Source organism: Tumebacillus flagellatus, from assembly GCF_000714935.1.
Classification (GTDB): Bacteria; Bacillota; Bacilli; order Tumebacillales; family Tumebacillaceae; genus Tumebacillus; species Tumebacillus flagellatus.
In genome coordinates, this window is record NZ_JMIR01000023.1 from 41,616 (window position 1) to 54,957 (window position 13,342).

Consider the following 13,342-nt stretch of genomic DNA (forward strand, 5'->3'; position numbering starts at 1 on the left):
CGCCGTCTCCGCGCGAGACGGCGTTTTTTTCTGCCCGACAATTCCTGCGATCCCTTACAATCCATACGAAGTCAGCCATTCCTCTGCCGCCTGCACGTCTGCGGTGACCCCGCGCACAAAGTCCTCCACAAAGTCGGCAAACTTCTCGCTGATGCGCACCAGCCGCTTCAACTTTACATCGTGCCGGTACAACACCCCCGACGTATGATACAGCACCCAATGCGCGCGCTCTCCGATCACCATAAAAACCAGCGCGTCTCGATAGGGCTGGTCTAAATCGTCGAGCCGATGCAAAGCGGGCAGATAGAACGCGCGTCCGTTGACTTCAAAGCGCCATTCGTTCGGGCCGATCTCTTTATAGAAGGAAGCCAACTCCTCCGGCAACGTCGGCAGCGGCCCTTGAAACTCAATCGCCAACTGCTTGCGGAAGTTTTCCGGCGCGTACGTCTCCAACAGTTGCTCCATCAGTTTGTCATAATCGGGCGGATTCGGGGTCGTGGCGGGCGTGGACATGGGGATTCCTCCTCCGAACTGTTGTGGTAGTCTTAGAATGTCCGATTCCAGCGCATACTAGTTCAGGTACACCAACCATTTTTCGGCAAAGGAGTGAGGCGGGTGGAGTTGAATGAAAAGCGGGTTGTGGATACGTTCCTGGAACTCGTGCAAATTGACACCCCTTCGTATTTTGAGCGGCCGATGGCCGATCATCTATTGAAACTGTTGAAGGAACTCGGATTGGAAGTGGTCGAGGACGACGCGGGCCAGCAAGTGTTGCGCGGACTCGGCAAAGAGACGCAAGAACTGCTCAAACACGAACCGCAAACCGGTAACTTGATCGCCACGTTACAAGGAACGGTGCAAGGCGCGCCGAAGCTCCTGTTTACCGCGCACATGGACACCGTCGTCTCCGCCAAGGGCATCAAGACACACATTGACAACGGCGTGATTCGCACCGACGGCAAGACGATCCTCGGCGCCGACGACCGGGCGGGGATTGCGGCGATCCTCGAAGCGATCCGCCATCTGAAGGAAAACAACATCGAGCACGGCGACCTGCAATTTGCGTTCACCATCGCCGAAGAGACGGGCCTCTACGGGTCGCTCTACCTCGACAAAAGCAAAATCCACGCCGACTACGCGTTTGTCATGGATTCCGGCGGACCGCCCGACTCGATCATCGTCGCTTCGCCGACCGAAGTGGATTTCACCGTGTTGATCTACGGCAAAGCGGCGCACTCCGGCGTCAACCCGGAGGACGGCCTGAACGCGATCTCCGTCGCCGCCGACGCGATTTCCAAACTGCAACTCGGCCGCATCGACGAGGAGACCACGATCAACATCGGCATCATCCAGGGCGGGGAAAAAACCAACATCGTCTGTGACCGCTGCGAAATCCTCGGGGAAGTGCGCTCCAGAGACGATCAGAAATTGAGCGAGCAACTGAGCAAAGTGCACAGCGCCTTCCAGATGGCGGGCGAGAAGTGGGGCGCGAAAGTGGACATTCGCGAAGAAAAAATCTACGACGGCTTCAACTTGAGCGCTGAAGACGATGTCGTGGCGCTCGCGATGGAAGGCTTGCGCAAAGTCGGCATCGAACCGAAACTCGCCCCGCGCGGCGGTGGTTCCGACACGAACAACTTGAACGCCAAAGGCATTCCCGCCGTCAACCTCGGCGTCGGCGCGAACAAAGACCACACCGTCGAAGAGAACTTGCGCGTGCAAGATTTGACGGACGCCACCCGACTGATCATCGGCATCGTCCAGTCCGCCGCCGAACGCGCGGGGGTGCAGACTTCATGAGGCAGCATCTGGAGCGCGGAACGATCGCCGAACGGCTCGGACGCGAAGTGCTGGTTGAAGTGAACGGGAAACTGGAACGTGCGCTGATCGACCCGCACCTCGCCGAAACGGCCGCCGTCGGCGATATCGTCCTGCTCAACACGACCTCCGTTCGGTTGGGGCTTGGCACCGGCGGACTGCATTTCGTGATTTCGATTGAAGGAAAAAGCCCGTCGACTCCGCAGGCCGACGGGCACATCATGAAACTTCGCTACACGCCGCAACAGATCGCCGTGCACGCCGTGGAAGAGCAAAGCCATCCGATGCACGCCGTGATGGCGGAAGCGGAATCGCTGCTGGGCACGCCGGTCGTGATTTGCGAACTGCACAGCATGATCCCCGCCGTCGCGATGTCGCTCCAGCAGGAACTACAAAACGAACGACAAACCCGCGACGAGGAAAAAACAGAACCTTTCGCCCCACGCGTCGTCTACGTGATGACAGACGGCGGCGCGCTCCCGATGCGTTTTTCCAAAACGATCGATCAATTGAAACAACTCGGCCTGCTCACCGCCACCGTGACTGTCGGCCACGCGTACGGCGGCGATCTGGAAGCGGTCAACCTCTACAGCGGACTGCTCGCCGCCAAACACGTGCTGGGCGCGGACGTGATCCTCTGCGGCATGGGCCCCGGCATCGTCGGGACGGGCACGCGCTACGGACACACAGGCATCGAAGTCGGGCTTGCCGTCAACGCCGTGCACGCGCTGGAGGGAGACGCCGTCGTCGTCCCGCGCCTCTCGTTTGCCGACCCGCGTCCACGCCACCAAGGGCTTTCGCATCACACGATCACCGCGCTCGGCCGCGTCGCGCTGGCTCCGGCGACTGTGCCGTTGCCGAACCTCGAAGACGGGCAAGCGAGCGCCGTCTGGAAGCAGATCACGGAGTCCGGCTTGCACCGACGCCACCGTCTCGTCGGACTTTCCGGCGCCTCGATACTGGACGCATCACAGCGTTTTCCAGTACCATTAAGAACGATGGGGCGCACACTTGCGCAAGACCCGGCGTTTTTCCTCGCGGCGGGAGCGGCAGGCGAGTGGGTCGCCCGACAAAAAAAACGCCCGCAGAGGCGTGTGCTCAGCGGGTCGTCGAACGTTGAGTGACGTTGCGTTCCAAAAATTGTTGAAGCGTAAGGTTGCTGCCTGCGTACTGGCGGAGCAGGGCGCGGACTTGCCACGCTTTGCCCGCGATGCGCAGGCTGTTTTCCGTCATTTTCGTTTGTAACATGGAGATTCCCTCCCGGCTTGTCCGATTCAGATGTTCAAGTCTATGACGGGAGGGGCTCCGTTTATTCCGGAGGAGGAGGAGAAATTTCATGAGCCAAAACACAGACCACTTGATCGAAAAACAGCTGGACTCCGAAACGGTTTACGAAGGCTCGTTCATCACGGTGACCGTGCAAACCGTCGAGTTGCCCAATGGAAAACTTGCGAAGCGCGATGTCGTCCTGCATCCGGGTGCAGTGACGGTGCTTGCGATCACCGCAGACGACAAGATCCTGCTCGTCAACCAGTTCCGCAAAGCGACCAACCGTTTGCTGATCGAAACGCCCGCCGGAAAGCTTGAACCGGGGGAAGACCCGCTCACGTCCGCCAAGCGCGAACTGGAGGAAGAAACCGGCTATCAGGCGGCGGAGTGGAAGCATTTCAGCTCGTTCTACACGTCGCCGGGGTTTGCCGACGAACTGATGCATTCTTACATCGCGACAGACTTGACGAAATCACAGCAGAACTTGGACGATGACGAGTTCTTGGACGTGCTGCACGTCTCGGCGGAAGAAGCGGAGCAGATGGTGCAGGACGGACGGATCGCCGATGCCAAAACGATCGCGCTCATCTACTGGTGGTTGCGCGAACGCGCGCGGGAAGGGAAGTAAACACGAAGGGAAGTCAACTTCTATGGCGGAAGAGCTCCGCGAGTTTTTTCTCGACTTACATATTCACATCGGGCGCACGCGGGACAACGCGCCGGTGAAGATCACGGCGGGCAAGGATCTGACGTTTTTTGAAATCATCCGGGAGGCGGCCGCGCGCAAGGGCATCGAGATCATCGGCATCATCGACGCCGTCTCGCCGCCGGTGCTCGATGAAATCGCAGACTATGTCCGAGACGGCGTGATGCGCGAGTTGCCGGGCGGAGGCTATCAGTACGAAGGCAAGACCACGCTGCTGCTCGGCGCGGAAGTGGAGACGTCCGGTCCGCACGGCGGAGCGGCGCACTTTGGCGTGTGGATGCGCGACATCGAGACGATGCGCGAATTCTCCGATTGGCTGGGAGAGCGCGTCACCAACCGTGTGCTCAGTTCCCAGCGCGCCCGCTGCACGTCGTTTGAACTGCAAGCGAAATGCACGGAACTCGGCGGGATGTTCATCATCAACCACGCGTTCACCCCGCACAAGAGCGTGCTCGGCAACTGCGTCCCGCGCATCTCCGAGATGGTGGAGCTGGAGCATCTGACCGCGCTGGAATTGGGTCTTTCGTCCGATTCCGACCTCGCCGATCTGTTCACCGAGCACTACAATGTAACGTTTGTGTCCAATTCCGACGCGCATTCGCTGGCGAAGATCGGGCGCGAGTACAACCGCGTGCGCGTCGCCGCCCCGAGCTTCGAAGAGGTCAAAAAAGCCCTGCTCCGCCAAGAGGGACGCGCCGTCACCGCCAACTTCGGGTTGGAGCCGAGGCTTGGCAAGTACCACCGGAGTTTTTGCGCGGCGTGCGACGAAGTGTTGGACACGGCGACCGTCGAACACTTGAACTGTCCCGCCTGCGGTTCGCAAAAAATCGTCCGCGGCGTGCTCGACCGCATCTTGACGATCGCAGACCGCGGGCAGCCGGTGCACCCGCCGCACCGCCCGCCCTACTACTACCAAATACCGCTGGAGTTCATCCCGAAAGTCGGCAAGCGCACGATCGACAAACTGCTCGATCACTTCGGCACGGAGATGAACATCCTGCACCGCGCAACCGTTGAGCAGATCGCCGAAATCGTCGGGCCCAAGATCGCGCAGGACATCGCCCGGGCGCGGCGCGGCGAATTGCCGATGATCGTGGGCGGCGGCGGAACCTACGGCAAGATCGTCACCTAAAAAAGATTCATAGACTCCCCTCCCTCGTCATAGGCTGTACTACGAGTCAAGACAAGGGAGGACCTCACGATGAGTCAAGTCAAACTCAGCGTCTCACGATATCTGAAGGATCACAGCTCGTTGTTCGTGTTTGTCACGGTGCTTTTTTTCATCGGCGTGATTTTTGGAGCGATTGTGGTCGGCGCGCTGTCCAATGACCAAGCCACATCGCTCAACGATGCGTTGCAGGGGTTTTTTAAAGCGTTGAACTTGGATTCGACGAACACGACCCCGTCGGAAATCACGTGGCATTCGGTGGCGAGCTTTTTGAAGACGACCGGTCTGATGTGGATTCTCGGCCTCTCGATCATCGGGCTTCCGGTCATCGTGATTTTGATTTTTATGAAAGGGTTTGTGATCGGCTTCACCGTCGGCGTGATCGTGTCGCAATTTCATGCCAAGGGCGTGGCGTTTGCGATGGCGGCGATTTTGCCGCAGAACTTGATCTACATCCCGGCGCTGTTGATCTGCGGGGTGGCGGGGATCTCGTTTTCGCTGAGCCTGGTGCGCAGCCGCTTCACAAACTCGCAACCGCGCACCGTCGGGACGGCGGTCGGCACAGGGTCGATGCTGTACTGCAGTTTCTTGAGCTACACGGGGCTGGTCACGTGCATCGCGGTGGCGATGATCTTGGCGGCGTTCGTGGAAGGCTACGTGTCCCCGGCGTTGATGCGCGCGGTGATTCCGCAACTATAGTGAGGAGATGTCAGCTGTGTCCCGCAAGTTTACCGTGATCAACGAATCGTTCACCTGCGAGCAGTGCGGCGCTCACGTGGAGCCCTTGGCACAGGGCTCTTGCCGCAACCACTGCCCGGTCTGTTTTTATTCGAAGCATCTGGACATCAACCCGGGCGACCGCGCGGCGAACTGCGGCGGGCTGCTGGTGCCGATCGGGATTGAAGACCATAAGAAAAAAGGATACATGGTCATCCACCGCTGCCAAACCTGCGGTCATGTCGGCAAAAACAAACTGGCTCTGGACGACCCGAACCAAGCGGATTCGTTTGAGCGGATGCTGGAAATTATGAAAAATCAGAACAAATAGAATCACAGGTGTCGCCTCCGATCAGAATCGTCTATAATATGGACGTATCTGGAAGGGGCGATTTTTTATGGCGAAGAAACGGGCGCTCTCGGAGCGCGACCTGGAAATCCAGCGCGTCGCGGCATCCGGCAACGCAAGCGAACTTGCCGTCCTGCTTCACAGCGGCTTCCATCACGGAAAAAACGGCGCTTCGCAAGCGGAGAAAGTGCTGGCGGCAAAGACGATCTTGGAAACGTTCGGCAAGCAGGGAGAGCAGCTTCCGAAAAAAGCTCCCGAACCTTCAAAAGCAAGTAGAGGCGAACCGGCCGATACTGATTCTGCTGAAGAGACACGCCTGCTGACGATCACCCGCGAACTGGCGGCTTCCTACGCGCCCTCGGCCCGCCAAGTCGCTTGTGCCTTGATGCAGGAACTCTGGATTCGCGACCGCGCCTTGACTCCGCTGATGATCGAGTTGACCCTCGACGAAGACTGGGAAGTCCGCGAGTGGGCGGCGGGGGCGTATGCTGCGAAGCTTCGGCACGAGTTTCCCGCGAATGTGGCGTTTTTTCACGAGTTGCTGGAAGCGCACCCGCATGAGTCGGTGCTGCGGCAGACGGCGCTGGCGATCAAGCAGACCGCCCAAGCCCGCATCCCGAACTCCACAGCGCTGCTGCTCGACCTCACCGACAAACTGATGACCTCCGAAGCGGAGTACGTCCGCAAAAACCTCGGCCCGTTCGCCATCGGGGACGGTTTGCTGCGCGTCTGCCCGGACGAAACGCTTCCTTATCTAAAAAACGCCGCCCGCCGTCCCGAGTGGCCGTCCCGTTGGAACGCATTGATGTCCTTCAGTGCCGCACAGGGAGCACGCCATGCCGACACCGTGTTCGAGCTCTTGACGCTCCTCGAACACGATCCGCAACGAGAAATTCGACGCGCCGTCCTTGCAGTCGCCAAGAATCTCGCCAAACGGCTGCCGGAAGACACCCGCTTTGCTTCTTTTTTCATGCGGATGTAGAAATTGTGATTTCATAGGGTTATAATGAAAGAGGTACTTTTGAAAGGTTTGCGCAGGGGGAGAATGTCCATGCAAGAGAGACTGGATCAGATTAAGAAACAGCTTCATGCCGAGAACTTTAAGCTGACCCCTCAGCGCGAAGCCACTTTACGGGTCTTGCTTGAAAACGAAGAAGCTCACCTCAGTGCAGAGGAGATTTTCATGCTGGTCAAGCAAAAAGCTCCGGATATCGGACTTGCGACCGTCTACCGCACTTTGGATTTATTGTGCGAATTGAAGATCATCGAGAAACTCAACTTCGGCGACGGTGTCGCACGGTACGAGTTCCGCTCCGAAGATCATCCGCACCACCACCACCACTTGATCTGCTTGAAGTGCGGATCGCTGTTTGAGATCGAAGACCTGCTCGATGATCTCGAAGAGCGCGTCGAACGCGATCACAAGTTTAAAATCGTCGATCACCGGGTCAGTTTCCTCGGCTATTGCTCTTCTTGTCTTGCGAAGGAAGGCCATAAGGAAGGCAACTAAGCGGATGCGGGTCGTGCGCGGCAATGCTCGATCTGCATTTTTTTGCCTGCAAGAAACGACGCAATGCGCAAAACTTTGCAGACTCGTATCAAGTTTTGCCTCTGAGGCAGACTGATAGAGGGTTCTTCGAACTTGGTACGTTTTTTGCATAGTCTATATACCCGAGTACATCTTGTTACATCATAGGAGGCATACATAGCATGATCGTAGGGATTCCGAAAGAGATTAAGAACAACGAAAACCGTGTCGCCATCACCCCGGCAGGCGTAGAAGCACTGAAAACGGCTGGACACGAAGTGTATATCGAAACGAATGCCGGCATTGGCAGCGGTTTCACGGACGCAGACTACAAACAAGCAGGCGCGATCATGCTCGACTCCGCAGCTGACGTGTGGGCAAAAGCTGAGATGATCATGAAGGTCAAAGAACCGATCGCTTCCGAGTACGGTTACTTCCGTCAAGGTCTCGTGCTGTTCACCTACCTGCACCTCGCTCCGGAACCGGAACTGACCAAAGCGCTCGTCGACAACGGCGTTGTCGCCATCGCGTACGAAACGATCCAACTGCCGGACCGCTCCTTGCCGCTGCTGACCCCGATGTCTGAAGTTGCAGGCCGCATGGCGGTGCAAATCGGCGCGCAATTCCTCGAAAAACCGTGGGGCGGCAAAGGCATCCTGCTCGGCGGCGTTCCGGGCGTTCTGCCGGGCAAAGTCGTCATCATCGGCGGCGGCGTCGTCGGCACCAACGCAGCGAAAGTGGCGCTGGGCATGGGCGCTGACGTCACGATCGTGGACTTGTCCGAAGCTCGCCTGCGTCAACTCGACGACATCTTCGGCGGCCGTGTGAAGACCCTGATGTCCAACTCTTACAACATCGAGCAAGCGGTCAAAACGGCCGACCTGCTGGTCGGTGCGGTTCTGATCCCGGGCGCGCGCGCTCCGAAACTCGTCAAGGAATACATGGTGGAACAAATGTCTCCGGGCTCCGTCATCGTCGACGTTGCGATCGACCAAGGCGGTTCCGTGGAAACGATCGACCGCATCACCACGCACTCCGAGCCGACCTACGTTAAGCACGGTGTGGTTCATTATGCCGTTGCGAACATGCCGGGCGCTGTAGCGCGCACCTCGACGCTGGCTCTGACCAACGCAACCCTCAACTACGCGCTGCAACTGGCGAACAAAGGCTGGAAGCAAGCGTGCCAAGACAACGCGGCGCTCGCAAAGGGCATCAACGTCGTCGGCGGCAACGTCACGTTCGAAGCGGTTGCGACTGCTCTGGGCTACGAGTTCACCGCCGTTGAGAAAGTGCTCGCGTAGTCGATTCTCAAGATCTTGCTTGCCTGTAACGAAGGGTTCCGCGATTGGCGGGGCCCTTCTTTTTTGTTGAACTCGTACATATAGAGAGTAGTGGAGGTGGGAGCATGATCATATCCCTGCGCAAAGTCTCGCGGCTGGCACGGCTCGTCGTCTATGTGGCGCTGTTCAGCTTCATCGGGTTCAAATGCTTATCGCTCGTCCAAGAGATGTTCGCCCCGGAGGACAAATACCGCACGCCGGCGGGCCGCGACGCCGTGAAGGTCGATGCGGCTGCCCGACAGGTACAGGCGGAAAACAAGCCGTTTTGGGAAGAGACCCGAGAGCGATTGGGTGTTTTTTATGAAATCGGGGAATAGATTCCTTTACATAACTTTTGCCGAAAAGCAGGAATTCTGCTCGGGGTGACGAATTTTCAACTCCAGCAGAACGCGTTTGACGCATGGGCAAAGGAGTCTACGAAATGGACAAGCTGATTGAACGATTCATCCATTACTTGGCCGTTGAGAGAGGCCTGGCTCAGAACACACTGGAGTCGTACGCGCGCGATCTCAATGCGTACATTGAGTTCCTCAAGCGCGGCGGGATCACGGATCTGAACCAAACACGCCGAGCGAACATCATCGCTTTCTTGGCGGAGTTGCAGCGCAAGGGGCGGGCGACGACCACGATTTCGCGCAACCTCGCTTCGCTGCGGGCGTTTTACGGTTTTCTGTTGCGGGACGGATTGCTCGACGGCGACCCGACGGCGAACTTGGAGTCTCCGAAGATCGAGAAGCGCTTGCCGAAAGTGCTCTCGGTGAAGGAAGTCGAAGCGTTGCTGGAAGGTCCGGACGGGGGCACGACGGCGGGCGTTCGCGACAAAGCGATGCTCGAATTGCTCTACGCGACCGGCATTCGCGTATCCGAACTCGTCTCGTTGAACCTCACGGACGTCAATTTGAACATGGGCTTTCTGAAATGCTACGGCAAAGGCTCCAAGGAGCGGATCATCCCGCTTGGCACGGTGGCGTTGCAATCGGTCAGCGAGTATGTGATGCAGAGCCGCGTGAAGCTGTTGCGCAACCCGTCGGAGGAGTCGCTTTTTCTGAACCACCACGGTCAACGCCTCTCGCGTCAAGGCTTTTGGAAGATTATCAAGAAGTACGCGCTCACGGCGCGCATCGACAAAGAAATCACCCCGCATACGTTGCGTCACTCGTTTGCGACGCACTTGTTGGAGAACGGAGCGGACTTGCGCGCCGTTCAAGAGATGCTCGGGCACGCCGACATCTCGACCACGCAAATTTATACGCATTTGACCAAATCGCGCCTCAAGGAAGTGTACGCCAAGGCGCATCCACGGGCCTAATTTGATACGGAATCTTTCACAGGAACCGTCGGTCGGCGGTTCCTGTGCTGTTTATGGAGTGTGAGGTTGGATGGTTTGGACTGTGATCTTGGCGCTGGCGGGGTTTCTCGTGTTGGCTCTGCTCGTCGATGTGGTGATCGAAACCCGCTTCCCGAAGATCGTGGAAGTGACGGTGCGAACGCCAAAGCTTCAGCCGGGGCATGAAGTGCGGATTCTGCAAGTGACGGACGTGCACAACCTTCCGTTGACGGAGCGTTTTTTTCTCAAGCTGGAGGAGATGAAGCCCGATCTGATCGCGATGACCGGCGACTTGATCGACGGGGCGCACCGGCCGTTTGAGTTGGGGTTCCGGCAGATGGAGCGGTTGAAGCGGATCGCGCGGGATGTGTTGTTCGTCACGGGCAACAACGACTGGGAGGTTGTGAAGTTTGACGAGTACATGGAGGGGTTGCGAGACAGAGGCGTCACGGTGCTTGCCAACGCCTCCACGACGGTCGAGACGCCGGCCGGCGAGATTCTGGTCGCCGGCGTCGAGGACGCGTGCACGTGGCACCACAGCGTGCCGCAAGCGATGGAGGGAGTGACGGTGGACGAGCGGTTTTTTCTGTTTCTGTCGCACGATCCGATGATCATCCGGCGCGGGGACTCGCGGGTCTTCTCCGCCGACTTGATCCTCTCCGGGCATACGCACGGCGGGCAGATCCGTTTCCCGTTCCTGGGAGCGCTGTACGCGCCGACGCAGGGGATGTTTCCGAAGTATGACCGCGGGCTGTTCCGGTTGGAGTCGGGGACGCAGCTCTACATCTGTTCGGGATTGGGGACGTCGAAGATTCCGCTGCGGTTTCTGAACCGGGCGCAAGTCACGATTTTAAAAATTGTGGGGTGCTGACCCCCGCACCGATGATTTTGCATCCGTATACCTCTATCAGCAGCGATTGAGAAACACCCACTTTCCCCCCTCAACCCCCATTAGATAGGAAAAAAGTCTCAGACCGCAAACAGGCGGCGGTCTGAGGCTTTTTTCTATTTGTAGAGATTGGGGTTGTCAGACATCTAACCTTTGCGGTAAGTTAAGGAAAGAGGGGAACACTATCCAGCAGAACAAACCACTTATCGGAGGTACATAGAGATGGCGTTTAACCGCATGATTTGCATCGTATTGGACAGCGTAGGCATCGGCGAGGCGCATGACGCGCCCGCATACGGCGACGTCGGCGCAAACACGATCGGCAACATCGCCAAGGCGGTCGGGGGCTTGAATGTCCCTAACTTGGAGAAACTCGGCCTCGGTTTGATTGACGACGTCGAGGGCGTGTCCGCCAAAGTCGAGCCGATCGGCAACTACGGCAAGATGGAAGAGCAATCGGCCGGCAAGGACACCACCAACGGCCATTGGGAGATGATGGGCGTCAAGCTCGACAAGCCGCTCCCGGTTTACCCGGACGGATTCCCGCCGGAGATCATGGACGAATTCGAACGCCAAATCGGGCGCAAGACGCTCGGCAACAAACCGGCGTCCGGCACGGAGATCATCAAGGAGTTGGGCGACGAGCATGTGCGCACCGGCTACCCGATCGTCTACACGTCCGCCGACTCCGTGTTCCAAATCGCGGCGCACGAGGAAGTCATTCCGCTGGAAGAACTGTATAAGATGTGCCACATCGCCCGCGAACTGCTCGTCGGCGAGCATGCGGTCGGCCGCGTCATCGCGCGTCCGTTTGTCGGCAGCAACGGCAACTACACCCGCACGGCGAACCGCCACGACTATTCCCGCGACTTCGGGCGTACTGTGTTGAATGAGATGGACGAGAAAGGGCTGACGGTCGCAGGCGTCGGGAAAATCTACGACATCTACGGCGGCTCCGGCGTCAACGACAAAGTCGGCACCAAAAACAACATGGACGGCGTCGACAAAACGCTCGAGATGATGGGCAAAGTGGAGCAGGGCCTGATCTTCACCAACCTCGTCGACTTCGACGCGCTCTACGGCCACCGCAACGACCCGCAAGGCTTTGCCAAAGCGATCGTCGACTTCGACCAGCGACTGCCGGAAATCCTCGACCAGATGCGCGAAGACGACCTGCTGATTTTGACCGCCGACCACGGCTGCGACCCGACGACGGAAGGCACCGACCACAGCCGTGAGAACGTGCCGCTGCTCGTCTACGGCAAAAACGCCAAGTCCGGCGTCAACCTCGGCCTGCGCCGTACGTTTGCCGATCTCGGCGCGACCATCGCGGAGAACTTCGGCGTGCAAGGCACCGGGTTCGGCGAAAGTTTCTTGAAAGACATCGTCCAATAACAGGGGGAGATGACATGTCTCTGCTGCAAAAGATCGACCAAGCCAAACAATACATTCAATCCAAACTCACCGGGCCCGCGCCGCGCATCGGGCTGGTGCTGGGCTCCGGCCTCGGCGTGCTCGGCGACGAAGTGGCGAATCCGGTGGTGATTCCGTACGGCGACATCCCGAACTTCCCCGTTTCGACGGTGGCGGGGCATGCCGGTCAACTGGTGATCGGCGACCTGTCGGGGCAGCAAGTGATCGCGATGCAGGGCCGTTTTCATTTCTACGAAGGGTGGAGTTTGGAGGAGGTCACGTTCCCGATTCGCGTCATGAAGGCGCTCGGGGTGGAGATCATCCTCGTCACCAACGCGGCGGGCGGCATCAATCCGGAGTGGAACGCGGGCGATCTGATGCTGATCGCCGACCACATCAACTTGACCGGGCGCAACCCGTTGGTCGGCCCGAACGAAGCGGAACTCGGGCCGCGCTTCCCGGACATGTCGAACGGCTATGACCGCCAGCTGCGCGCCAAAGCCAAGGAAGTGGCACAGAATCTCGGGATCGAGATTCGCGAGGGCGTCTATGTCGGCGTCTCCGGCCCGTCTTACGAGACGCCGGCGGAGATCCGCATGTTCCGCATGATGGGCGGTCACGCCGTCGGCATGTCGACTGTGCCGGAAGTGATCGTGGCGAACCACGCCGGACTGAAAGTGCTCGGCATCACCTGCATCTCCAACATGGCGGCGGGCATCCTCGACCAGCCGCTGACCCATGAGGAAGTCATGGACACCACCGAAAAAGCAAAAGCGAACTTCATCAACCTCGTCAAAGCAATTGTGAAAGAGGTCTAA

The 13,342-nt window shown here is 58.5% G+C and carries 16 protein-coding genes; 14 read left to right on the top strand and 2 right to left on the bottom strand.

What is annotated here, in order from left to right; all coding sequences use genetic code 11:
• Positions 1-54 precede the first annotated feature (54 nt).
• Positions 55-513, bottom strand: coding sequence for a hypothetical protein (locus EL26_RS14965; RefSeq protein WP_038090574.1), 459 nt, complete (start codon positions 511-513; stop codon positions 55-57).
• Positions 514-615: 102 nt separating this feature from the next.
• Here EL26_RS14965 and EL26_RS14970 point away from each other — a divergent pair, with 102 nt between their 5' ends.
• Entirely contained in the window at positions 616-1,800 is a 1,185-nt protein-coding gene (locus EL26_RS14970; protein ID WP_038090577.1) for a M20/M25/M40 family metallo-hydrolase, read from the top strand.
• Positions 1,797-2,942, top strand: a complete 1,146-nt coding sequence (locus EL26_RS14975; RefSeq protein WP_052036432.1) for a DUF3866 family protein — start codon at positions 1,797-1,799, stop codon at positions 2,940-2,942. The genes EL26_RS14970 and EL26_RS14975 overlap by 4 nt, the downstream gene beginning before the upstream one ends.
• Here the strand turns inward: EL26_RS14975 and EL26_RS25010 are convergent.
• Positions 2,917-3,066 carry a Z-ring formation inhibitor MciZ gene (locus EL26_RS25010; protein WP_152559279.1) on the bottom strand — a complete coding sequence of 50 codons (150 nt, stop codon included), beginning with the start codon at positions 3,064-3,066 and terminating at the stop codon, positions 2,917-2,919. The genes EL26_RS14975 and EL26_RS25010 overlap by 26 nt on opposite strands.
• An 88-nt stretch (positions 3,067-3,154) precedes the next feature.
• On the opposite strand from EL26_RS25010, the gene EL26_RS14980 reads away from it, so the two are divergent.
• The 12 genes from EL26_RS14980 to EL26_RS15035 all read left to right on the top strand — a co-directional run bounded on the left by EL26_RS14980 (position 3,155) and on the right by EL26_RS15035 (position 13,342).
• The gene (locus EL26_RS14980; RefSeq protein ID WP_038090579.1) at positions 3,155-3,715 is read left to right on the top strand and encodes an NUDIX domain-containing protein; all 561 of its coding nucleotides are present in this window, start codon (positions 3,155-3,157) and stop codon (positions 3,713-3,715) included.
• A gap of 22 nt (positions 3,716-3,737) precedes the next feature.
• Complete coding sequence (locus EL26_RS14985; RefSeq protein WP_038090582.1) at positions 3,738-4,925, top strand: endonuclease Q family protein; 1,188 nt, start codon at positions 3,738-3,740, stop codon at positions 4,923-4,925.
• 69 nt (positions 4,926-4,994) lie between these two features.
• Entirely contained in the window at positions 4,995-5,660 is a 666-nt protein-coding gene (gene spoIIM, locus EL26_RS14990) for a stage II sporulation protein M (protein WP_038090585.1), read from the top strand.
• A gap of 16 nt (positions 5,661-5,676) precedes the next feature.
• Positions 5,677-6,009 carry an RNHCP domain-containing protein gene (locus EL26_RS14995; RefSeq protein WP_420802069.1) on the top strand — a complete coding sequence of 111 codons (333 nt, stop codon included), beginning with the start codon at positions 5,677-5,679 and terminating at the stop codon, positions 6,007-6,009.
• Between the two features lie 67 nt (positions 6,010-6,076).
• Positions 6,077-7,009: a hypothetical protein gene (locus tag EL26_RS15000; RefSeq protein WP_038090588.1), complete on the top strand. Its 933-nt coding sequence runs from the start codon at positions 6,077-6,079 to the stop codon at positions 7,007-7,009.
• Between the two features lie 69 nt (positions 7,010-7,078).
• Positions 7,079-7,537, top strand: a complete 459-nt coding sequence (gene fur, locus EL26_RS15005) for a ferric iron uptake transcriptional regulator (RefSeq protein ID WP_038090590.1) — start codon at positions 7,079-7,081, stop codon at positions 7,535-7,537.
• A 200-nt stretch (positions 7,538-7,737) separates the two neighbouring features.
• Positions 7,738-8,856: an alanine dehydrogenase gene (gene ald, locus EL26_RS15010; protein WP_038090593.1), complete on the top strand. Its 1,119-nt coding sequence runs from the start codon at positions 7,738-7,740 to the stop codon at positions 8,854-8,856.
• A gap of 104 nt (positions 8,857-8,960) precedes the next feature.
• Positions 8,961-9,212: a DUF4227 family protein gene (locus tag EL26_RS15015; protein ID WP_038090596.1), complete on the top strand. Its 252-nt coding sequence runs from the start codon at positions 8,961-8,963 to the stop codon at positions 9,210-9,212.
• 104 nt (positions 9,213-9,316) lie between these two features.
• On the top strand, positions 9,317-10,204 hold the full coding sequence (gene xerD, locus EL26_RS15020; RefSeq protein ID WP_038090598.1) for a site-specific tyrosine recombinase XerD: 888 nt from the start codon (positions 9,317-9,319) through the stop codon (positions 10,202-10,204).
• A gap of 70 nt (positions 10,205-10,274) precedes the next feature.
• A complete protein-coding gene (locus tag EL26_RS15025) occupies positions 10,275-11,093 on the top strand; it encodes a metallophosphoesterase (protein WP_038090601.1) in 819 nt (272 codons plus the stop codon).
• Between the two features lie 240 nt (positions 11,094-11,333).
• Positions 11,334-12,506 (top strand): phosphopentomutase, encoded by a 1,173-nt coding sequence (locus EL26_RS15030; RefSeq protein ID WP_038090605.1) that lies wholly within the window; start codon positions 11,334-11,336, stop codon positions 12,504-12,506.
• A gap of 14 nt (positions 12,507-12,520) precedes the next feature.
• Positions 12,521-13,342 carry a purine-nucleoside phosphorylase gene (locus tag EL26_RS15035; RefSeq protein WP_038090607.1) on the top strand — a complete coding sequence of 274 codons (822 nt, stop codon included), beginning with the start codon at positions 12,521-12,523 and terminating at the stop codon, positions 13,340-13,342.

What these genes read in the sequence shown, in the direction of transcription:
- EL26_RS14965 (WP_038090574.1), bottom strand. Translation starts at nt 513, where the DNA reads ATGTCCACGCCCGCCACGACCCCGAATCCGCCCGATTATGACAAACTG.
- EL26_RS14975 (WP_052036432.1), top strand. Translation starts at nt 1,797, where the DNA reads ATGAGGCAGCATCTGGAGCGCGGAACGATCGCCGAACGGCTCGGACGC.
- EL26_RS25010 (WP_152559279.1), bottom strand. Translation starts at nt 3,066, where the DNA reads ATGTTACAAACGAAAATGACGGAAAACAGCCTGCGCATCGCGGGCAAA.
- EL26_RS14980 (WP_038090579.1), top strand. Translation starts at nt 3,155, where the DNA reads ATGAGCCAAAACACAGACCACTTGATCGAAAAACAGCTGGACTCCGAA.
- EL26_RS14985 (WP_038090582.1), top strand. Translation starts at nt 3,738, where the DNA reads ATGGCGGAAGAGCTCCGCGAGTTTTTTCTCGACTTACATATTCACATC.
- spoIIM (WP_038090585.1), top strand. Translation starts at nt 4,995, where the DNA reads ATGAGTCAAGTCAAACTCAGCGTCTCACGATATCTGAAGGATCACAGC.
- EL26_RS15000 (WP_038090588.1), top strand. Translation starts at nt 6,077, where the DNA reads ATGGCGAAGAAACGGGCGCTCTCGGAGCGCGACCTGGAAATCCAGCGC.
- fur (WP_038090590.1), top strand. Translation starts at nt 7,079, where the DNA reads ATGCAAGAGAGACTGGATCAGATTAAGAAACAGCTTCATGCCGAGAAC.
- ald (WP_038090593.1), top strand. Translation starts at nt 7,738, where the DNA reads ATGATCGTAGGGATTCCGAAAGAGATTAAGAACAACGAAAACCGTGTC.
- EL26_RS15015 (WP_038090596.1), top strand. Translation starts at nt 8,961, where the DNA reads ATGATCATATCCCTGCGCAAAGTCTCGCGGCTGGCACGGCTCGTCGTC.
- xerD (WP_038090598.1), top strand. Translation starts at nt 9,317, where the DNA reads ATGGACAAGCTGATTGAACGATTCATCCATTACTTGGCCGTTGAGAGA.
- EL26_RS15025 (WP_038090601.1), top strand. Translation starts at nt 10,275, where the DNA reads ATGGTTTGGACTGTGATCTTGGCGCTGGCGGGGTTTCTCGTGTTGGCT.
- EL26_RS15030 (WP_038090605.1), top strand. Translation starts at nt 11,334, where the DNA reads ATGGCGTTTAACCGCATGATTTGCATCGTATTGGACAGCGTAGGCATC.
- EL26_RS15035 (WP_038090607.1), top strand. Translation starts at nt 12,521, where the DNA reads ATGTCTCTGCTGCAAAAGATCGACCAAGCCAAACAATACATTCAATCC.